17 protein-coding genes and 1 other RNA gene are annotated in these 20410 nt (G+C 71.2%); 11 read left to right on the top strand and 7 right to left on the bottom strand.

Annotated features, from left to right (window positions below; genetic code table 11):
• Window positions 1–1476 carry an aminopeptidase P family protein gene (locus tag ACYVGD_RS08175; RefSeq protein WP_460742739.1) on the bottom strand — a complete coding sequence of 492 codons (1476 nt, stop codon included), beginning with the start codon at window positions 1474–1476 and terminating at the stop codon, window positions 1–3.
• A gap of 70 nt (window positions 1477–1546) precedes the next feature.
• Here ACYVGD_RS08175 and ACYVGD_RS08170 point away from each other — a divergent pair, with 70 nt between their 5' ends.
• The 5 genes from ACYVGD_RS08170 to ACYVGD_RS08150 all read left to right on the top strand — a co-directional run bounded on the left by ACYVGD_RS08170 (window position 1547) and on the right by ACYVGD_RS08150 (window position 5968).
• A complete protein-coding gene (locus ACYVGD_RS08170) occupies window positions 1547–2443 on the top strand; it encodes an acyltransferase domain-containing protein (RefSeq protein WP_460742738.1) in 897 nt (298 codons plus the stop codon).
• A 177-nt stretch (window positions 2444–2620) separates the two neighbouring features.
• Window positions 2621–3748, top strand: coding sequence for an IS110 family RNA-guided transposase (locus tag ACYVGD_RS08165; protein ID WP_460742737.1), 1128 nt, complete (start codon window positions 2621–2623; stop codon window positions 3746–3748).
• Window positions 3749–3762: 14 nt separating this feature from the next.
• A complete protein-coding gene (locus ACYVGD_RS08160) occupies window positions 3763–4353 on the top strand; it encodes a histidine phosphatase family protein (protein WP_460742736.1) in 591 nt (196 codons plus the stop codon).
• Window positions 4350–5165 (top strand): hypothetical protein, encoded by an 816-nt coding sequence (locus ACYVGD_RS08155; protein ID WP_460742735.1) that lies wholly within the window; start codon window positions 4350–4352, stop codon window positions 5163–5165. The genes ACYVGD_RS08160 and ACYVGD_RS08155 overlap by 4 nt, the downstream gene beginning before the upstream one ends.
• Before the next feature lie 68 nt (window positions 5166–5233).
• A complete protein-coding gene (locus tag ACYVGD_RS08150; protein WP_460742733.1) occupies window positions 5234–5968 on the top strand; it encodes a zinc ribbon domain-containing protein in 735 nt (244 codons plus the stop codon).
• A 115-nt stretch (window positions 5969–6083) separates the two neighbouring features.
• On the opposite strand, the gene glpK is transcribed toward ACYVGD_RS08150, so the two are convergent.
• Window positions 6084–7607 carry a glycerol kinase GlpK gene (gene glpK, locus ACYVGD_RS08145; RefSeq protein ID WP_460742732.1) on the bottom strand — a complete coding sequence of 508 codons (1524 nt, stop codon included), beginning with the start codon at window positions 7605–7607 and terminating at the stop codon, window positions 6084–6086.
• Window positions 7608–7666: 59 nt separating this feature from the next.
• On the opposite strand from glpK, the gene ACYVGD_RS08140 reads away from it, so the two are divergent.
• Window positions 7667–8620, top strand: coding sequence for a sugar-binding transcriptional regulator (locus tag ACYVGD_RS08140; RefSeq protein ID WP_460742731.1), 954 nt, complete (start codon window positions 7667–7669; stop codon window positions 8618–8620).
• Between the two features lie 65 nt (window positions 8621–8685).
• Entirely contained in the window at window positions 8686–10119 is a 1434-nt protein-coding gene (locus ACYVGD_RS08135; protein WP_460742730.1) for an RNB domain-containing ribonuclease, read from the top strand.
• A gap of 30 nt (window positions 10120–10149) precedes the next feature.
• Here the strand turns inward: ACYVGD_RS08135 and rnpB are convergent.
• From rnpB to map, 3 genes are all read right to left on the bottom strand, one after another.
• An RNA gene (rnpB, locus tag ACYVGD_RS08130) (RNase P RNA component class A) lies at window positions 10150–10494 on the bottom strand.
• Between the two features lie 135 nt (window positions 10495–10629).
• Window positions 10630–11436, bottom strand: a complete 807-nt coding sequence (locus ACYVGD_RS08125) for a MerR family transcriptional regulator (RefSeq protein ID WP_460742729.1) — start codon at window positions 11434–11436, stop codon at window positions 10630–10632.
• Between the two features lie 70 nt (window positions 11437–11506).
• Window positions 11507–12322: a type I methionyl aminopeptidase gene (gene map, locus ACYVGD_RS08120; protein WP_460742908.1), complete on the bottom strand. Its 816-nt coding sequence runs from the start codon at window positions 12320–12322 to the stop codon at window positions 11507–11509.
• A 107-nt stretch (window positions 12323–12429) separates the two neighbouring features.
• On the opposite strand from map, the gene ACYVGD_RS08115 reads away from it, so the two are divergent.
• Window positions 12430–12669: a hypothetical protein gene (locus ACYVGD_RS08115; protein WP_460742728.1), complete on the top strand. Its 240-nt coding sequence runs from the start codon at window positions 12430–12432 to the stop codon at window positions 12667–12669.
• A gap of 15 nt (window positions 12670–12684) precedes the next feature.
• Here ACYVGD_RS08115 and ACYVGD_RS08110 read toward each other — a convergent pair whose 3' ends face one another.
• On the bottom strand, window positions 12685–13545 hold the full coding sequence (locus tag ACYVGD_RS08110) for a DUF2510 domain-containing protein (RefSeq protein ID WP_460742727.1): 861 nt from the start codon (window positions 13543–13545) through the stop codon (window positions 12685–12687).
• Between the two features lie 71 nt (window positions 13546–13616).
• Between ACYVGD_RS08110 and glnA the strand changes: the two genes are divergently transcribed.
• Complete coding sequence (gene glnA / locus ACYVGD_RS08105; RefSeq protein ID WP_460742726.1) at window positions 13617–14960, top strand: type I glutamate--ammonia ligase; 1344 nt, start codon at window positions 13617–13619, stop codon at window positions 14958–14960.
• A gap of 21 nt (window positions 14961–14981) precedes the next feature.
• Here the strand turns inward: glnA and ACYVGD_RS08100 are convergent, their stop codons facing one another.
• A complete protein-coding gene (locus ACYVGD_RS08100; protein ID WP_460742725.1) occupies window positions 14982–15785 on the bottom strand; it encodes a sterol carrier family protein in 804 nt (267 codons plus the stop codon).
• A gap of 119 nt (window positions 15786–15904) precedes the next feature.
• On the opposite strand from ACYVGD_RS08100, the gene ACYVGD_RS08095 reads away from it, so the two are divergent.
• Window positions 15905–18823 carry a bifunctional [glutamine synthetase] adenylyltransferase/[glutamine synthetase]-adenylyl-L-tyrosine phosphorylase gene (locus ACYVGD_RS08095; protein WP_460742724.1) on the top strand — a complete coding sequence of 973 codons (2919 nt, stop codon included), beginning with the start codon at window positions 15905–15907 and terminating at the stop codon, window positions 18821–18823.
• A gap of 49 nt (window positions 18824–18872) precedes the next feature.
• A complete protein-coding gene (locus ACYVGD_RS08090) occupies window positions 18873–20306 on the top strand; it encodes a hypothetical protein (RefSeq protein ID WP_460742723.1) in 1434 nt (477 codons plus the stop codon).
• The last annotated feature ends 104 nt before the right edge of the window (window positions 20307–20410 follow it).

Genomic DNA, 20410 nt, shown 5'->3' with positions numbered 1-20410 from the left:
TCAGTCCCCGAGCAGCCCGGTCATCCAGGCCTCGACCTCGTCGGCCGTGCGCGGCAGCATCGCCGACAGGTTCTCGTTGCCGTCGGCGGTGATGAGGATGTCGTCCTCGATCCGTACGCCGATGCCGCGCAGTTCCTCGGGGACGAGGAGGTCGTTCGACTTGAAGTACAGCCCCGGCTCGACGGTGACGACCATGCCCTCCTTCAGCGTGCCCTCGCGGTAGTTCTCGGCGAGCGCCTGGGCGCAGTCGTGGACGTCGATGCCGAGGTGGTGGGACGTGCCGTGGACCATCCAGCGGCGGTGCTGGCCGCCGGCCTCGAGGTCGAGGGTCTCCTCGACGTCGACCGGCAGCATGTCCCACTTGGCGAGATGCTCGGCGATGACGCGGATCGCGGCGGCGTGAACGTCGGCGAACCTCGCGCCCGGCTTGGCGGCGGCGATGCCGGCCTCCTGCGCCGCCAGCACCGCGTCGTAGACCTTGCGCTGGGCGGGGCTGAAGCGGCCGGTGACGGGCAACGTACGCGTGATGTCGGCGGTGTAGAGGGTGTCGAGCTCGATGCCGGCGTCGAGCAGCAGCAGAGTGTCCTCGTCGAGGTCGCCGTCGTTGCGGATCCAGTGCAGCGTACACGCGTGGTCGCCCGACGCGGCGATCGTGTCGTAGCCGACGGCGTTGCCGACGTGACGGGCGTGAAGGCCGAAGACGCCCTCGACCCAGCGCTCGCCGCGACCGCGGCGCACGGCCTCGGGGAGCTGCTTGACGACCTCCTCGAAGGCCTTGGCCGACTGGGCGCAGGCCTCACGCATCTGGTCGACCTCGAACTCGTCCTTGACGAGACGCAGCTCGGACAGGGCGGTGGCGAGCTCGTCGTCGGACTCCTGGTCGCCCCGACGCTCGAGCGAGTCGAGGAGGGCGGTGATGCGCTCGTCGGCGTCGCGGACGACACGGATGCGGGTGGCCGAGGCGTTCTTGGCCAGGGCGTCGTCGAGCTCGTCGGCGGCGGCGCACGACAGACCGGTCAGGTGCTCCATCTCGGCCAGCGACTCGCGGCGGCCGACCCACATCTCGCCGTAGCGGGGGTTGGCGTAGAACTCCTCCGCGTCGCGCGGAGCGCGCGGCTTGAAGTAGAGGGTCGCGTCGTGGCCGCCCTCGCCCTCGTCGCCGTCGATCGGCTCGAGCACCAGCACGGCGTCCGGCTCGCGGTCGGTGCCCAGACCGGTGAGGTGGGCGAACGCCGAGTGGGGGCGGTAGCGGTAGTCGCAGTCGTTGTTGCGAACCTTGAGGCCGCCGGCGGGGATCACGAGACGGTCGCCGGGGAACAGCTCGCTGAGTCTGGCGCGACGAGCCGGGGTCCACGCGGTGGCGGGGAGGGGATCGGGCACCACGTCGTCGTCGGCCCATCCGGTGGTGATGAAGGCCTTGAACGCCTCGGAGAACTGGGGGAGGCGCTTGGGCTGCTTCGGCTGCTCTTGGCTCATGGTGTCCCTTTCCGGCCCGGGATCGCACCGGACTGTCGCGGATTGCGCTGCAACCCGCATCATAGGCGTCATGGAGTGGTCCGATCGCCTGCGCGCCCAGCTGACCGATGGCCGTCTCGAACGGCTCGGTCTCCGACCCGACGACGCGGCGGCTACGCGGGAGTTGGCGTACGCCGTCCTCGCCGACAGGGACGACATGGAGCGCGTCGGCTTGCTGGCCGACCGGCTCGTCGCCGGCATCGGTGATCTCGTCCCCGAGCAGCGCCAGGTGTTCGACCCGCAGGACGCCACCGGTCCGCTGGGCCGCGGCGTGCTGCCGCTGATGGCACTCCTCGCGACGGCCGACGCCGTCCACGCCTACCACCGCTCGCGCGGCGTCGACGACGATGTCTCGTGGGCATCGCTGGCAGACCTTGGGCGGCAGGTGTGGGTGAACCGGCTGACGTACGGCGAGCCAGGCCTCCACACCCAGGACTGGCTGACGCTGTGCTGGTCGGGGGCGCTGCTCCAGCTCGGACGTCTCCAGCTCGCCCTCGACCGCCTCGACGTCGCACCGCACCGCGGGACGGTGGTGCTGTCGGTGCACGTGCCGCAGACCGGACCGCTCGACCCCGACGCGGTCGAGGACTCGTTCGCGCAGGCCGAGCGTGCGTTCGGCCAGTGGTACGCCGACATCCGGCCCCAGTGGTTCCACTGCGAGTCGTGGCTGCTCGACGAGACACTGGCCGCGGGCCTGCCGGGTTCGAACATCGCCGCCTTCGCCGCGCAGTGGGAGCTGTTCGGCGAACCAAGTCCGGGCACCGACGACGCCGTGTTCTTCACGTTCCGCCGCCGCGGCGAGGTCGATCCCGACACCCTCCCGACGACCTCGCGCCTCGAACAGCTCGTCGTCTCCCATCTGCGCTCCGGCGAGCCCCTGACCATCCGGCACGGCCGCCGCGCGATGGCTGACGGCCACGCCCGCTAGCCTGAACGTCAGTGTCAGGGTGATGGCACCGCGGCTGGTCGCGGTGGTTGGATCCTGATCACCGGTCGTCTGACTCGTAGCCTGGGTGCCTTCGTGGCGTGCATGCGTTTTGTCGGCGGCTGGTGTGACGGACCGGCCGGCGTGACTTGATAGGAGCGTGGCACCGCCCCCACTGAGATGTGTCCGCCGACCGGCCCAACCGTCCCTGCACTGATCAGGTGGAAGGAGGCAACCACCATGGTTGTCGTTGGAGCCGATGTTCACAAGAAGACACACACCTTCGTCGCGGTCGACCGGGCTGGACGCAAGCTGGGGCAGGTCACGGTGAGGGCGACCACACCCGGTCACCGGGATGCGCTGCGCTGGGCCCGGCAGCGGTTCGGGGACGAGCTGGAGTGGGCGATCGAGGACTGCCGTCACCTGTCGGCCCGGTTGGAGGCCGACCTGTTGGCGGCCGGGCAGGTGGTCGTGCGGGTCCCGCCGAAGATGATGGCCCAGGCCCGTGCCTCGGCCCGGACCCGGGGCAAGTCCGACCCGATCGACGCGCTCGCGGTCGCGAGGGCCGCGCTGCGCGAGCCCGACCTGCCGCGGGCCCACCATGACGAGCAGTCACGGGAACTGAAACTGCTCACCGACCGGCGAGACACCCTGGTCAGGCAGCGGACCGCCACGATCAACAGCCTGTTGTGGCGGGTCCACGAGCTCGACCCCGAGCACGAGGTGAAGTCGCGTGGGCTGGACCTGGCCAAGCACCAGCAGGCCCTGCGCGCCTGGCTGGAACAACTGCCGCGCAGCATCGTGGCAGAGCTGGCTCTGGATGAGCTGGCCGACGTCATCTCCCTGACCGATAGGATCAAGACCTTCGAGCGTCGGATCGGCGTGTTGGTGCGCCAGCGTGCGCCGCAACTGGTGGCACTGCCCGGCTGCGCAGAGCTGACCGCCGCGAAGCTGGTCGGCGAGATTGGTGGCATCGACCGCTTCCCCGGCGAGGCGCAGCTGGCCCGGCACGCGGGCATCGCGCCGATCCCGGTGTGGTCCGGCCGTACCGAGGGACGCGTTCGGATGACCCGCTCGGGGAACCGGCAGGTCAACTGCGCGATCCACCGGATCGCGGTCACCCAGACCAGACTGCGCGGCAGCCTGGGACACACCTACTACGAGAAGAAGAAGGCCGAGGGAATGTCGAACCGGGAAGCCCTCCGCTGCCTGAAACGCCACCTCGTCCGCATCGTCTTCACCACCCTGAAGAACACCACCCAACCCGTCCAGCAGCCCGCCACGACTTGCCTCACGGCCGCTGCTTGACATAGGAGAAACACATGGAGACCGCGCGTACGCAGCTGTGGCTGGTCCGTCACGGCGAGACCGAGTGGAGCCGCTCGGGGCAGCACACCTCGGTGACCGACCTCGACCTGACCGACGAGGGCGTACGCCAGGCCGAGGCCCTGCGTGATCGCCTCGACCCCGCCGACTTCGGGCTTGTGCTGACCAGCCCGCGCCTGCGTGCGCGCCGCACAGCGGAGATCGCGGGCTTCGCCGACGCGGAGGTCGACGAGAACCTGGCCGAGTGGGCCTACGGCGACTACGAGGGCCGCACCTCCGACGAGATCCGCCGCGACCAGCCCGGCTGGCGCATCTGGACCCACCCCGTCCCCGGCGGCGAGTCCCGCGAGGACGTGATGGCGCGGCTAGGCCGCGTGGTCCGGCGCGTACGCACCTCCGGCGTCGAGCGCGCGCTCGTGTTCGCTCACGGCCACTCGCTGCGGGTGCTGGCGCTGAGCTGGCTGGAGCTCGACATCTCCCGCGGCGCGAGCTTCCCGCTCGAGACCGCGACGGTCTCGGTCCTCGGGTTCGAGAAGGAGTCTCCGGCGGTCTTGCGCTGGAACCAGCGGATGGAAGGACGCGCATGACGACCGATCCCCAGTGGCGGCCCGTGCCGTTGATCTGGCACACCGACCTCGACCACGGGGGACGCTGGTGGTCGCTGACCACCGACACCCGCGAGTGGCTGTGGACCAACCCCGACGGCGCCGTGGCGCTCGAACGTGCCGAACGCGTCGAGCCCGGCGTCCCGTTCATCGACGCCGGCGGCGGAGAGGAGTGCTTTCCCGGGCTGCTCGGCGCGGCCGACCACGGCGACGCCTGGAACCGGGTGTGGTTGGGGACGCGCCAGTCGGCGTACGTCGATACCGCCCACGGCCGCCTCACCCGCCGCGTGGAGCAGAGCGAGCCCACGCTCCAGCTGGCGTACGCGCTGGCGCCCGACGAGTCCCCGCGCGACGTGCCCGGGCCGCTGGCGCACGGGACCCATGCCGTCCACCTCCAGCTCGCGCTCACCGGCGACGCCCGCCTCGTCGCGCCCGCGGGCGCGACGGTGGCCGTGCTCGACCACCCGGCAGTAGGCGACGTCGCCGAAGCCTCGTGGCCGGGTCTCGACGGACGCGACCTCAGCGTGCTCGGCGCCCCCGACGGAGACCCCGGACCCACACTGGCGATCCTGCGCGGCCTGGCCAGCGGCCGCGAGCCCGCCGAGGTGTACGTCGTGGACGGCGACCACATGCTCGGCCTGCGCTGGTCCGGTGACGACCCCGGTGCCGTCGGGCTCCTCCTCAAGCGCGACCTGGGTGCCGATCGGCGCGTCGTGGTCGCGCCGCTCGTCGAGGCGCTCGGGGCGACGCAGTGGTGGCTCGAGCTGGCCGCCTACGAGCGCACCGACGTCTGACGGCGCCCGAACGCACTAGGATCGGCAGAAGCCCCTCGACCGGGGCACGAATGAGGAGGCGCACCCGCATGAAGGCTGATCCGACCGCGCAGAGGTCCCTGCTGAGGCTCGCGGAGATGGACACCCGTGCCGCCCAGCTCGCCCACCAGCAGAAGTCGCTGCCCGAGCACGCCCGCATCGCCGAGATGATGGCCGAGCGCAAGCAACTGATGGAGGACTACACCGAGTCAGAGACGAAGCTGTCGGACGTCCAGCGCGAGGTGAAGCGGTCGGAGAACGACCTCGAACCGGTCCGCGCCCGCCGAGCCCGCAACCAGGAGCGTGTCGACGCCGGCGCCGGCGACCCGAAGGCCCTGCGCTCGATGATCGAGGAGATCGAACACCTCGACAAGCGCATCAGCGACCTCGAGGACGCCGAGCTCGAACTCATGGAGGCCGTCGACATCGCCCAGAAGCACTTCGACATGATCGCCCAGCGTCGCACCGCCCTCGAGGACGAGATCCGCAGCGTCATGCGTGAGCGCGACGCGAAGCTCCACGAGATCCAGTCAGACGTCGACGAGAACGCGACCGCCCGCGCCGAGCTGGCGAAGTCGCTGCCCGAGCCGCTGCTGGCCCGCTACGACAAGATCGCCGCGACGCGCGGCACCGGCGCCGCCGAGCTCGCCCAACGGCGCTGCACCGGCTGCCGCCTCGAGGTCGACGCCGCCGAGCTGCGCGAGATGCTCGCCGCGCCTGTCGACGAGGTCGTCACCTGCGACGAGTGCGGACGCATCCTCGTGCGCTCCTCCGAGTCCGCCTGACCCTGCCCCGGACAGATGGACGCAGCCGGTCGCCGCGACGGGGTGGGGAGTTGACGCAGGACCTCCCACCCCGTCGTTTCCAGATCACGCCGGTCTGGGTGCGGGTCTCGGGGTGTCAGTCCCGCTCGGTGTCCTCATCGACCCAGTCGAACGTCTTGGTGACGGCCTTCTTCCAGTTGCGGAACAACCGCTCGCGCTCGCCGTCGTCCACCTGCGGCGACCAGCGGTGGTCCTCGGCCCAGTTGTCCCTGACGTCCTCGAGTTCCCAGAAGCCGACGGCGATGCCGGCTGCGTACGCCGCGCCCAGCGCCGTGGTCTCGGGCACCTTCGGGCGGACGACGTCGACGCCGAGCTGGTCGGCCTGGAACTGCATCAGCAGCTCGTTGGCGACCATGCCGCCGTCGACCTTCAGTTCGGTGAGCTCCACCTCGGCGTCGGCGTTCATGGCTTCGACGACCTCACGGGTCTGGAAAGCCGTCGCCTCGAGCACCGCGCGGGCGATGTGGTTGCGGTTGATGTAGCGCGTCAGGCCGACCAGCGCTCCGCGCGCGTCGGAGCGCCAGTACGGTGCGAACAGGCCCGAGAACGCCGGGACGAAGTAGGCGCCGCCGTTGTCCTCGACCTCGCGGGCGAGCTTCTCGATGTCGGGGGCGTTGTCGAACATGCCGAGGTTGTCGCGGAGCCACTGCACCAGTGAGCCGGCCACGGCGATCGAGCCCTCCAACGCGTACACCGCGTCCTGGTCGCCGATCTTGTAGCAGACTGTCGTCAGCAGGCCGTTCTCGCTGATGACCGGCTCGTTTCCGGTGTTCATCAGCAGGAAGCAGCCGGTGCCGTAGGTGTTCTTCGCCATGCCCTCCTCGAAGCAGGCCTGGCCGAACGTCGCTGCGTGCTGGTCGCCGAGGATCCCGGAGATCGGGGTGTCGATCAGCAGGCTGTTCCGCGCGCCACGGCCGTACTCCTCCGACGACGAACGGATCTCCGGCAGCATCGACATCGGGATGCCCATGGCCTCGCACACGTCGGCGTTCCAGTCGAGGGTCTTGATGTTCATGAGCATGGTGCGTGAGGCGTTGGTGACGTCGGTGACGTGGACGCCCCCGTCGACACCGCCGGTGAGGTTCCACAACAGCCACGTGTCGATCGTGCCCATGAGCAGGTCGCCGGCCTCGGCACGCTCGCGGGCGCCGTCGACGTTGTCGAGGATCCACCTGACTTTGGGGCCCGCGAAATAGGTGTTGAGCGGCAGGCCGACGGCCTCCTTGAAGCGGTCGACGCCCCCGTCGGCGGCGAGCTCTTCGCAGATCTTCTGCGTACGCGTGTCCTGCCAGACGATGGCGTTGTAGGCCGGTTCGCCGGTGCTCTTGTCCCACACGACGACGGTCTCGCGCTGGTTGGTGATGCCGACCGCGGCGACCTGGTGGCGGTTGATGCCCTGCTTCGACAGCGCCGTGCCGATCGCCTCGCGGGTGTTCCTCCAGATCTCGACGGGGTCATGCTCGACCCAGCCAGCCCGCGGGAAGATCTGCTCGTGCTCGAGCTGGCCCTGGGCGACGGGCGTCCCGTCGTGGTCGAACACGATGGCACGGGAGCTCGTCGTGCCCTGGTCGATGGCCAGCACATATTTCTCGTCGCTCATGTCTCGACCCTAGACCCGCGACCGTCGCGTCGGCGTAGGGGTACGCGTAAAGTCGGCGCATGGCCCGTGACGTCGACCTGCACCGTGCCGCCACTCTGTACTACGTTCAGGACGAGACGATGGAGTCGATCGCCCACCACCTGGGCGTCTCGCGGTCGTCGGTGTCGCGCCTGCTCAAGGAGGCGCGCGAGCGGGGTATCGTCCAGATCAGTGTCGGCGAGCCCGACCGCTCCGCCGACGTCGTGGGACGCCGGCTGGCCGAGCGGTTCGGCGTGCGCGCGCACGTGGTCCCGGTGCGCGACGGTACGCCGGAGCTGGCCCGCGTCGACAAGGTCTGCCTGACGGCTGCCCGCCTCGTGTCCGAGTGGGTCGCCGACGACCTGGTGGTCGGGCTGGCCTGGGGTACGACGATCTCGTCTCTGGTCCAGCATCTCGTGCCCCGGCGCACGAGCGGCGTGACGGTGGTGCAGATGAACGGGGCGGTGAACCCGACCTCGTCGGGGATCCCCCACGCCGGTGCCATCCTGTCGGCGGCCGCCGATGCGTTCGGCGCCACGGCCGTCCACTTCCCGGTGCCGGCGTTCTTCGACCACACCGCCACCAAGCAGGCGATGTGGGCCGAGCGCAGCGTACGCAGGGTCCTGGCGGTGCAGCGCAAGATCGGCCTGGCCGTCTTCGGCGTGGGCGCGCTCGGCGGCACCGTCCCGTCCCACGTGTACGCCTCGGGCTACCTGTCGCCGACCGATGTCGCCGAGCTGCGGCGTCAGAGGGTCGTGGGTGACGTGTGCACCGTCCTGCTGCGCGAGGACGGCTCGTGGGACGACATCGAGCTCAACCAGAGGGCGACGGGGCTGAACCCGGCCGAGCTGCAGCGCGTGCCGCGGCGCGTGTGCGTCGTGGCCGGCGAGGCGAAGGTGCCGGCGCTCGTGGCGGCGCTGCACGCGCACGTGGCGACCGACCTGGTCGTCGACGAGGCGACCGCTCACGCCGTCCTGCGTCGCGGCGAGGCCTGAGGGCGGGCCCACGAGGGCTGTCGGGGGCGACCGCTAGGCTGGCGAAACCCGAACGAGGAGGATCCATGCCGAGCCGTCACGTGCGCCTGCGCGACACCGACGTCCCGACCCCGCTCGTCGAGGGGCTCGACCGTCTCCGCGACGAGCTCGAGGTGCCCGAAGAGTTCCCCGCCGACGTGCTGGCCGCCGCCGAGAAGGCCGCTGCGGCACCGCGGCTGCCCGACGCCGACCTCACCGACATCGAGTTCGTCACCATCGACCCGCCCGGCGCGAAGGACCTCGACCAGGCGGTCTTCATCGAACGCACGGGGGAGGGCTACACGGTCTGGTACGCGATCGCCGACGTCGCCGCGTTCGTCACCGCCGGCGACCCGATCGACCTGGAGGCCCATCGCCGCGGCCAGACGTTCTACGCCCCCAACCGGCGGACGCCGCTCCACCCGCCCCAGCTGTCGGAGGACGCGGCGTCGCTGCTGCCCGGCCAGGTGCGCCCCGCCCTGGTGTGGAAGATGGTGCTCGACGCGCGCGGCGAGTGCGCCGATCCCACCGTCGAGCGTGCGCTGGTGCGCAGCCGCGAACAGCTCACCTACGAGGGCGTCCAGGCCCAGCTCGAGGACGGAACCGCGTCGGAGTCGCTGCAGCTGCTCAAGGAGGTGGGTCTGCTGCGCGAGGAGCTCGAGAAGCAGCGTGGTGGCGTATCGCTCGACATCCCCGAGCAGGAGGTCCGTGTCGACGGTGACCGCTGGGAGCTCGAGTTCCGCACGCCGCTGCCCGTCGAGGGCTGGAACGCCCAGATCTCGCTGATGACCGGCATGTCCGCCGCCCGCCTGATGCTCTACGCCGAGGTCGGTGTCCTGCGCACGCTTCCGCCGGCCGACAACGGCGCGCTGCGCCGCCTGCGCAACACCGCGAAGGCCCTCCACATCGCGTGGCCGGCCGAGATGGACTACCCGGAGTTCGTCCGCTCCCTCGACCCGACCCAGGGGCGCCACAAGGCGATGATGTACGCCTGCACCAGCCTATTCCGCGGTGCCGGCTACCAAGACTTCCACGGCATGGTGCCCCAAGACGTCCAGCACGCGGCGATCGCCGCCGAGTACGCGCACGCCACCGCACCGCTGCGCCGCCTCGTCGACCGCTACGTGGGGGAGACCTGCGTCGCGATCTGCGCGGGCGAGGAGGTGCCGCGCTGGGTGATCGACGCGCTGCCGCAGCTGCCCGACGAGATGGCCGAGTCCGACCGCCGCTCGAAGAAGTTCGAGCGTGGCGTCGTCGATCTCGTCGAGACGCTGGTGCTCTCGGGCCGCATCGGCGAGGTGTTCACCGGCACCGTCGTCGACGCCGACCCCCAGAAGGGGCGCGCGCGGTTCCAGATCACCGATCCGGCGGTCGAGGCGAACGTGAAGGGGGCGAAGCTGCCGCTGGGCCAGGAGGTCCGCGCGCGCCTCGACTCCGCCGACGTCAGGACCGGTGTCTCGCAGTTCACGCAGGTGCGCTGACCGGGCGCCGGCCCCGACAGGGGGAAGTTGGCGACGAGGCGTCCGATAAGCCGGGTTGTGTCTCGGGCGATCATCCATCTAGGACCACCGTTGCCGATGGCCTCGAGCGGCCTACCCGGGAGCTCGGGCGAGCAGCCCTCGAACGCTCCCTGTCTGGCCTTGCTCCGGGTGGGGTTTACCTGGCCACCCCAGTCGCCTGGGATGCCGGTGGTCTCTTACACCACCTTTTCACCCTTACCCCTGAAGGGGCGGTCTGTTCTCTGTGGCACTGTCCCGCGGGTCACCCCGGGTGGGTGTTACCCACCACCCTGCTCTGTGGAGCCCGGACTTTCCTCGCCGTACGCATGCGTACGCCGCGATCGCCTGGACGCCTCGTCGTCGTCCCAGTGTGCCACCGCGGGCACGTCCCCGGCGAACCGTGGTCGCGCCCGCGGCCGGACGTCGGGGGCTCCGCAGCACTCTCACATGCCCGCAACTTCATTCCCGTCCCACCGGGACATTCCGGGGAGGTCAGGGCAGGTCGGCGACGACCTGCAGCCTGAACGAGTCGGGCCCCGGGATGTGGACCTGCCGCACGTCCACGTCCGGTTCGAGCCCGGCCCCGAGGAAGGCGACGACGAGCGGGTGCGGCGCCTCGAGGAGGCGATCGGCCTCGGAGTCGTCGACCTCGAGCTCGGTGTACACCTCGGTGCGGGCGGGCAGCGTGCCGCTGCGCTCGTCCGGGTCGTCGGTGAGCGGCCCGTCGGGCAGGTGGCGTACGGGGATCCCCCAGGTGCACTCGAGCTCGCTGCTGTCGCCGGTGTCGTCGGAGGTCATCCACCAGTGACCGAGCGGTTCCAGGCCGGCGTCGTGCGCGCGCCGGTAGAACTCGTTGAAGCGCTCGTTGAACGCCGCCGAGCGCTCGTCGACGTCGACGTCCTCCAAGCTGATCCGACAGACCAGCCCGACCCAGGGCTGGGCATCGGCATGTCGCCGCTGCGGCGTCGTGGGGGCGGCATACCCGGCGAGGGCGCGGCGGGCGTCGGCGGTGATCTGGTCCTCGCGGCGGCGGCGCTCTTCGCGTTCCGCCACGAACGCGTCGACGATCTCGTCGACCCGGCTCGGGTCGGCGAGCGCCTCCCTGACGGTGACGAGCGGGAGGTCCATCGCGCGCAGCACGCAGATCGTCGCGGCGTCGCGGATCTGCGAGCCGTCGTAGCGGCGGTACGCCGACCACGGGTCGACGTCGGCGGGGACGAGTAGCCCCTCGGCGTCGTAGTGGCGCAACGCCTTGACCGAGAGCCCGGTGAGCTGGGAGAACTGACCGATCGAGTACATGGGATTCCTTTCCTTCGGTTGTTCCCACGCTCGGACCTCCCGCCGGGGGAGGGTCAACCCGTCACGAGCCTCAGGGGAGGGTGAGGATCTCGAAGCCGTTGTCGGTCACAAGGATGGTGTGCTCGAACTGCGCCACGCGCGAGTGGTCCCTGGTGACAACGGTCCAGCCGTCGTCCCACTGGTACCAGTCGATCCCGCCGAGGGTGATCATCGGCTCGACGGTGAACGTCATGCCGGGCTGGATGACGTCGTTGAACTGGGGCGCGTCGTAGTGGGGGATGACCAGACCGGAGTGGAAGGCGGTGTGGACGCCGTGGCCGGTGTAGTCGCGGACGACGCCGTAGCCGAAGCGCTTGCCGTAGGTCTCGATGACGCGGCCGATGACGTTGACCTGACGGCCCGGCTTCGCCGCCTTGATGCCGCGCATCATGGCCTCGTGGGTGCGTTCGGTGAGCAGCTTGGACTCCTCGTCCACGTCGCCGCAGAAGAACGTGCCGCAGTTGTCGCCGTGGACGCCGCCGATGAAGGCGGTGATGTCGATCTTGACCAGGTCGCCGTCCTCCAGCGGGCGCGCGTCGGGGATGCCGTGGCAGATCACCTCGTTGATCGACGTGCAGCAGGCCTTAGGGAACCCGCGGTAGCCGAGCGTCGAGGGGTAGGCCTTGTGGTCGCACAGGAACTCGTGGACGATCGCGTCGATCTCGTCGGTGGTGACGCCGGGGGCCACGGCCTCGCCCGCCACGACCAGCGCCTGTGCGGCGAGTCGACCGGCCACCCGCATGTTCTCGATGACCTCCGGCGGCTGGATCAGCGGCCCGTCGTAGGGTCGCGGCGCGGGACGGCCGGCGTACTCGGGACGCGGGATGTCACGGGGGACGGCGCGCATGGGGGAGACGGGGAACTGCTGAACGAGGCTCACGCTGCGTCACCTTACGCCCTCCACCTCAGCGGGGGCACTCCCGCGGGGCCCGGCATGTACGCCAGACTGGGCGCATGGCTGAAGGACAGTGGTACTACAACCTCAAGACGAAGCAGGTCGAGCAGTACGACGGCGACCGCGCCGACAACCGCATGGGCCCCTACAACTCGCGCGACGAGGCCGAGCAGGCGCTCGTGACGGCCCAGCGCCGCAACGAGGACTGGGACAACGACCCGCGCTTCAACGACCCCGATGAGGACGACGAGGACGACGACCAAGACGGCGGCATCAGGGGCGCGCTCTTCGGCGGATGAGTCCGGCTCGCGTGCCTAGGGAGACGCGCTGAGGCGCTCGCGATGGCTGAGGAGGTCGCTGTCGGACGCCTCGCCCTGGTGGGCGCCCGCGGCCACCAGGAACGGCATCGACTCCGGGGAGCCGGTGTCGGAGACCACGATGACGACGGTGCGCTCGACCGTGCCGTCGGCCGGCCCGTAGTGCGCCAGCACGGTGCCGGTCTCACGGGCGCCCGGCACGGCGGTGCCGGGGACGTCCTTCGCGTCGAGCAGCGTGTGGCCGTCCACGGCGTCCGACCCGTCCAGGCAGTCTGCGATGGTTCGAGCGGCGAGCGGGGGGGCGGCGAACTCGTTCTGGTCGGCGCGGACGGCGCCGACGGCGAACCACGCGGGAGAACCCTGATTGGCCGGGCGGCCCCCCGCCACGTCGTTCCCGAACTCCAGGGGCGGCGGGTCCGACGCACGCCAGCCGGGCAGGAGCCGGTAGCGAAAGCCGCCGCCGAGTACCTCGCCGGCGACGTGGGGGTAGGCCTGGCGGTGATCGGGGTCCCCGCTCTGGCAGGCCGCCGAGATGCCCGGCACGGTCGGCTGCCCGCTCGGCGGTGCGGCCGTCGGCGGGACCAGCCGGGGGCTGGTGACAGGGGGCGCGGGGCGGGTCTGCACGCCCGGATCGCTCAGCGTGGGCAGCGCGATCGCGCCGATCAGGGCCAGCGCCGCCACCGCACCGCCGGCGATCCACGGCCACCGGCGCCGCGGGCGCAGGTCGCGAACCAGCGGCGTCCACGCCGCGCCGTCCCAGTACCGCAGGCAGTCGCGCGCACCAGAGGGGTCGGCGTACCACCCCGGCGGCGGCAGCGCCTGATCACCGGGGCCGAACGGTACTCCGGGTCCACCCATGCGCAGCATCATCGCATCCCAAACGTGACCACCGGCGCAGGCGGTCGCCGGCACAGGGCAGAATCAGCCCCATGGACAAGCAGACCGAGTACGTGCTGAGGACGCTCGAGGAGCGCGACATCCGGTTCGTCCGGCTCTGGTTCACCGACGTGCTCGGGTTCCTGAAGTCGGTCGCCATCGCCCCCGCCGAGCTGGAGGGGGCCTTCGAGGAGGGCCTGGGATTCGACGGCTCGGCGGTCGAGGGGTTCGCCCGCGTGTACGAGGCCGACATGGTGGCCCACCCCGACCCGTCGACGTTCCAGGTGCTGCCGTGGCGCGACTGGACCGACGGCGGATCCACCGCCCGCATGTTCTGCGACATCAAGCTTCCCGACGGCTCACCGTCGTACGCCGACCCGCGCTACGTCCTCAAGCGGGCGCTCAAGCGCGCCGGCGACATGGGGTTCACGTTCTACACCCACCCGGAGATCGAGTTCTTCCTGCTCGAGAAGGACATCGTCCCCGGCCAGGAGCCGACGCCGATCGACCGTGCCGGCTATTTCGACCACACGGTGTCGAGCCGCGGCAGCGACTTCCGGCGCCGCGCGATCTCGATGCTCGAGCAGATGGGCATCTCGGTGGAGTTCTCCCACCACGAGGGTGCGCCGGGCCAGCAGGAGATCGACCTGCGCTACGCCGACGCACTGTCGATGGCCGACAACATCATGACCTTCCGGGTCGTGGTCCGCGAGGTCGCCGAGCAGGCCGGCATCATGGCGAGTTTCATGCCGAAGCCGTTCTCGGACCATCCCGGTTCGGGCATGCACACGCACATGTCGCTGTTCGCCGGCGACACCAACGCGTTCTACGACGCCACGGCCGAGTACCACCTGTCGAAGACCGCCCGGCAGTTCATTGCCGGTGTGCTCCACCACGCCGAGGAGATCAGCGCCGTCACCAACCAGTGGGTGAACTCCTACAAGCGCCTCGCCGGTGGCGGGGAGGCGCCGAACTACGTGTGCTGGGGCCGCAACAATCGCTCCGCGCTGGTGCGGGTGCCCATGTACAAGCCCCACAAGGGCTCGTCGGCCCGCATCGAGCTGCGGTCAATCGACTCGGCGGCCAACCCCTACCTGGCGTACGCGCTGGTGCTGAACGCGGGACTGGCTGGCATCGAGAACGAGTACGAGCTGCCGGAGGAGGCCGAGGACGACGTATGGTCGCTCAGCGACCGCGAGCGGCGTGCCCTGGGGCTGCGTCCGCTGCCGCGCAACCTCGACGAGGCCATCCGTGCCGCCGAGTCCAGCGAGCTCGTCACCGAGACCCTCGGCGAGCACGTGAGCGACTTCTTCCTGCGCAACAAGCGCGCGGAGTTCGACGACTACCGCGCCCAGGTCACCCCGATGGAGTTGGACCGCTACCTGCCGGTCCTCTGAGCCTTCCCCAGACCCGGGGTGTCAGTCGCGCAGCAGCGGGAACCAGGCCGACAGGTCGCTGCGCGTCCCCGAGGCGTGGAGCCGCCCGGCGGCGACCTCGTCAGCGAAACGCGTGCGGTCGTGGACGAGTCGCAGGAACGTGCGGGCGTCGGTCTCGACGACGTTGGGCGGGGTGCCGCGCGTATGGGACGGGTCGTCGCCCATGCCGCACTGGACGGCCGCGAACGGGGGTACGCGTACCTCGATCGACCGGCCGGGGTGGCGCTGGGCGATCACCTCGGTGAGGGCTCGGACGCCCGTGGCCAGCGCCTCCCGGCTCCACTCGATGTCGTGGTGGGGGAGCGCGGTGTCGAGGTCGTCGGTGCCGAGCAGCAGCTCGATCGTGGTCGCCCGCAGCAGGTCGACCAGGCGCAGGGACTGGTGTCCGACCGTCACCACCGACGGCACGGTGGGCTCGTCGAGCAGCATCTTCAGCTCGTCGGCCTGGGAGCGGAACTGTTCGGCCAGCGAGGCTCCAGACTCGTGCTGAGCCAGCTCGCGGGCGAGGTCTTCCCGGTTGTGGCGGGTGAACCGCTCGCCCTGCAAGTAGTCGGCCAGGGAGCCCGGGCGGGCACTCGTCGAGCGGGACAGGGCGCCGATCAGGTCGGCCTCGCAGACGATCAGCGTCCCGACGAGCGTGCCGACACGGTGGCCCGGGCGCGGGGTGAGGCGCGTGTAGTCGGACTGGGAGAGGCGCGAGAGCAGGGCGGACACGATGCCGGCCTGCTCGGCGAGGCCCCTCACTGTCTTGCGCAGCATCATCTGTCCCTGTGTCACCACCGTCACGTCTGTCACCCTAGGCTGACCACATGTCAACATGGTTGCGGGAAAGCCAACAGGATCCAACATCTCACGCTTGAGAACCCTCGGATGGTCGCGTCCACGGCCCGGCATAGGGTGCTGGGGTGAGGTCACAATCGCTGGTGGGGCGTCTGGCCCGGCTCGGATTCGCGGATGCCACGGCGGCCGCCGCCGCCCTCGAGCCGTGGCACACCGATGACCCGGCCGATCTCGACAGGCTCGTCGACGCGCTGGCTCGGACCGCCGACCCGGACCAGGCGCTGTCGGGCCTCGGCCGGTTCGCCGACGGCCAGCCGGAGCTGTGGGAGAGGGTGCGCCGCGACGCCGACCAACTCGGCCGCCTCGCCTCGGTTCTGGGCATGTCCGCCGCGCTGCCCCCGTTGTTCGCACAGCACCCGGAAGCCGTCGCAGCACTCGCGGAGACGCCACGCCGCACCGAGGCCGCGACGCTGCGCCGGCGTCTCCTCGAGGCCGTCGACGCCGATCCCGACCTGTCCCGCCCCCGCGGCCGCAAGGACGCCGCCGACGAGCTGAGGCTGGCCTACCGCACCGAGGTCGCCCGCATCGCCGCCCGCGACCTCGCCGCGCCCGACCCGCTGGCCGTGATGGACGACATCGCCGGCGAGCTCGCCGACCTCGCCGACGCGGTTGTCGAGGCAGCGCTCGCGGTTGCCCGCGACGAGGTCGGGGACGCGGCGTCCGAGACCCGGCTGGGGGTCGTCGCGATGGGCAAGTGCGGGGCCCAGGAGCTCAACTACGTCAGTGACGTCGACGTCGTCTTCGTCACCGACGACGAGTCGTCCGTCGCCACCGCGACCCGGCTGGCCTCGGCGATGACCCGCGTCTGCTCGGCCCACACCGCCGCCGGCACGATCTGGCAGGTCGACGCGGCGCTGCGACCCGAGGGCAAGGCCGGCCCCCTGGTGCGCACGATGGCGAGCATGGAGGCCTACTACTCGAGCTGGGCGAAGGCGTGGGAGTTCCAGGCGATGCTCAAGGCCCGGCCGATGGCCGGCGACCTCGACCTGGCCGGCGAGCTCGTCAAGCTCGTCTCGCCCCACGTGTGGCGCGTCGCCGAGCGCGACGGTTTCGTCAACGACACCCAGGCCATGCGCCGCCGGGTGATCTCGTTGATCCCCGCGCGCGAGCAGGGCCGGGAGCTGAAGCTGGGTGAGGGTGGTCTGCGGGACGTCGAGTTCACCGTCCAGCTGCTGCAGCTGGTCCACGGCCGCAATGACGACCGCGTTCGCGCCCGGGCGACGCTGCCGGCACTGCAGGCGCTCGTCGACCACGGCTACGTGGGCCGTGCCGACGGTGCGGAGCTGGAGGAGGCGTACCGCTTCATCCGGGTGCTGGAGCACCGCGCCCAGCTGCACCGGATGCGGCGCACGCACCTGTTGCCGGACCACGACGACGACCTCCGCCGCATCGGCCGCACGCTCGGCACCGACGCCCGGGAGGTCGTCTCGGGCTGGCGCAGGCGGTCGCGCCGGGTGCTGGCGCTGCACCGCCGGATGTTCTACTCGCCGCTGCTCGAGACCGTCGCCCGCATCCCCAGCGGTCAGGTCGCGCTGACCACCGAGGCGGCGCAGCAGCGCCTCAAGGCACTCGGCTACCTCGATCCCGGCGGGGCGCTGCGGCACATCGAGGCACTCTCGCAGGGCGTGTCGCGGCAGGCCGAGATCCAGCGCCAGCTGCTGCCGGCCATGCTCGGTTGGTTCGCCGAGGCGCCCAACCCCGACCACGGACTGCTGGCGTTCCGCCAGGTGTCCGAGGCGCTGGGCAACACGCCGTGGTATCTGCGTGCGCTGCGGGACGAGGGCGCGATGGCCGAACGCCTCGCGACGCTGCTCGCCTCGTCGAGGTTTCTGGTGGACCTGTTGCGCCGTGACCCGACGACCGTCCAGCTCCTCGCCGACACCGACGACCTGGCCCCGCGCGACCGGGATGCCATCGCAGCGGCCATGCGCAAAGTCGCCCACCAGTGCGACACACCCGAGGCGGCCATCGACGCCGTCCGCGCGATCCGGCGCCGCGAGCTCTTCCGCGTCGGCGTCGGCGACCTGCTGGGCGTGACGGCCCTCGACGCGGTCGGGCGCGGTTTGAGCGCCGTGGCCGGGGCGACCCTCGACGTCGCCCTCGAGATCGCCGCCCGTGACGCCGACCCGGGCCCGCTGGCCGTGATCGCCATGGGCCGCTGGGGTGGTGGCGAGCTCGGCTACGGGTCGGACGCCGATGCGATGTTCGTGCTGGCCGACGACTCGGAGGAGTCGCGCAGCCGTGGCACCGCGCTGGTGACGCGGCTGCGGACCCTGCTGTCGCGGCCCGGTCCCGAACCCCGCCTCGAGATCGACGCCGACCTGCGGCCCGAGGGACGCAACGGCCCGCTGGTGCGTTCGCTCCAGTCGTACGCGAACTACTACGAGCGGTGGTCGGCGACGTGGGAGGCGCAGGCCCTGGTGCGCGCCGACCTGGGGGCCGGCGACCGGGCGACCGGGGAACGGCTGCTCGCCCTGATCGACGTGCGCCGCTGGCCCGAGGGCGGGCTCACCGCCGGCCAACTCACGGAGATCCGCCGCCTCAAGGCGCGCATGGAGGCCGAGCGCATGCCGCGCGGCACCGACCCCAAGCGCCACCTCAAGCTGGGCCCGGGTGGCCTGTCCGACGTCGAGTGGACCGTCCAGCTGCTGCAGCTCGAGCACGCCCACGCAGTCGAGGCGCTGCGTACGCCCAGCACGCTGGAGGCCCTGGCCGCGCTGGAGGAGGCCGACCTCATGTCAGCCCAGGACGTGAGCACGCTGCGACACACGTGGGAGCTGGCGAGCATGCTGCGCAACCGCATCATGCTGGTGCGGGGGAAGGCGAGCGACCAGCTGCCGGTCGACGCGCGCGAACTCGCGGCGGTGGCCCAGCTGACGGGGCGGGGGCCGGGGGCCGGGTCGCACCTCGTGGAGGAGTGGCACCGCGCCGCGCGCCAGTCGCGCGCGGTGATGAACCGGTTGTTCTGGGGCGAGACGGACTGATCCGGCCCCTGCCGACACGCGGTGTTCCCACGGGTTCTAGGGTCAGGGCATGGACTCCACCGGTGTGGTCATCCCGACCAGCGACGACGGCAAGCGTTCCACCACCGCGCTCGGACGGGCGGTCTTCGCCGACGCGTTCGGCGACCTCGACCCCGTGGGTGCCCGCGCCGCCCTCGGCGAGACCGATTGGCGCTCGGGCTATGCCGCCCACGCGCGTCGCCTCGTCGAGGCCGGTCTCGCCTCCGACGACGCAGCGCTCGGCATCGCTCGCAGGGGCCTCGAGTCGCTCCACCGCCGGATGCGCGTCGTCGGTCGCTCCGGGGAGATCCCGCTCGACGACGTGTTCGCCACCGAGTCCGAGAAGCCCCTGACCACCCGCACCGTCGTCGGCACCGGCACCCCGGTGCACGACTTCTCGCTGCCCCTGCACGGCCGCCGCCTCCAGGGGGCCGAGCTCCACACCCAGCTCGAACGGTGGACGACCGACGGCATCATCGAGCCGTCGGCCGCGGACGCGGTCCGCGAGGTCGTCGACCATCCCGAGTGGTTGTCGCTGCCCGGTCGCCGGGTGGCCGTGCTCGGTGCCGGGGCCGAGATGGGTCCGCTGCGCGCCCTGCTCGACTGGGGTGCGGAGGTCGTCGCCATCGACCTGCCTCGCCCCGAGATCTGGAGGCGTGTCGAGGCGCTCGCGGCCCAGGGCGCCGGCACGCTCCACGTGCCCCGGCACGGCGACGAGACGGGCGCCGACCTGCTCCACGACCTGTCTGCAGTCGCCGACTGGCTCGAGTCGTTCGACGGCCCGCTCGTCCTCGGCAACTACGTGTACGCCGACGGCGCGGTCAACCTGCGGGTGTCCATGGCGACTGACGCCCTCGCCACCCATCTCTCGTCGGTCCGCGACGGCCTTGCGCTGGCGTACCTCGCGACGCCCACCGACGTGTTCGGTGTGCCGCAGGACGTCATCGACCACTCGGTGCGCTCCTACGAGTCGCGTACGCTGCGTCGCCTGCGGCCGGTCCTCAAGGGCGTGTCCGGCGGCAAGCTGCTCAAGCGCAACTACCGCCCCGGCGCCGAGCCGGGCGTGGTCGACTCGATGATCGTCCAGCAGGGCCCGAACTACATCCTCGCCAAGCGCCTGCAGCGCTGGCGGGCGAGCGTCGCCCTCCGGGACGGCCTGCCGGTCTCGATGAACGTCGCCCCGCCGACGAAGACGCGGTCGGTGACAAAGAACCGCGCGCTGGCAGCGGCGTACGCCGGGGCCCACCGCTTCGGCGTGGAGGTCTTCGAGCCTGCGACGTCGAACACGCTCATGGCCGCGTTGCTCGTGCACGACCTGATGTCCGGGCGGACCGCCGAGCCGCGCGAGCCGTGGCGCGAGGAGGCCGCCAAGGCCGTGCACGGCGGGCTGTGGCGTGGGCCCTACGACCCGCGCTCGGCGCTGGGCATCGCGCTCGTGCTCGGCTGGGGTTCCAGCCGGGCCTGAGGGGGGCCGCTCAGCGGCAGAACGTCATCAGGTCGTCGTGGAGCGGGCCCAGGTGGTCGTTGACGAGATCGACGTCCGCCCCCCGGGGGCGAGGGCGGCCGACA

The organism is Mariniluteicoccus endophyticus, assembly GCF_054780035.1.
This window is presented reverse-complemented; position numbering and strand designations above follow the sequence as displayed.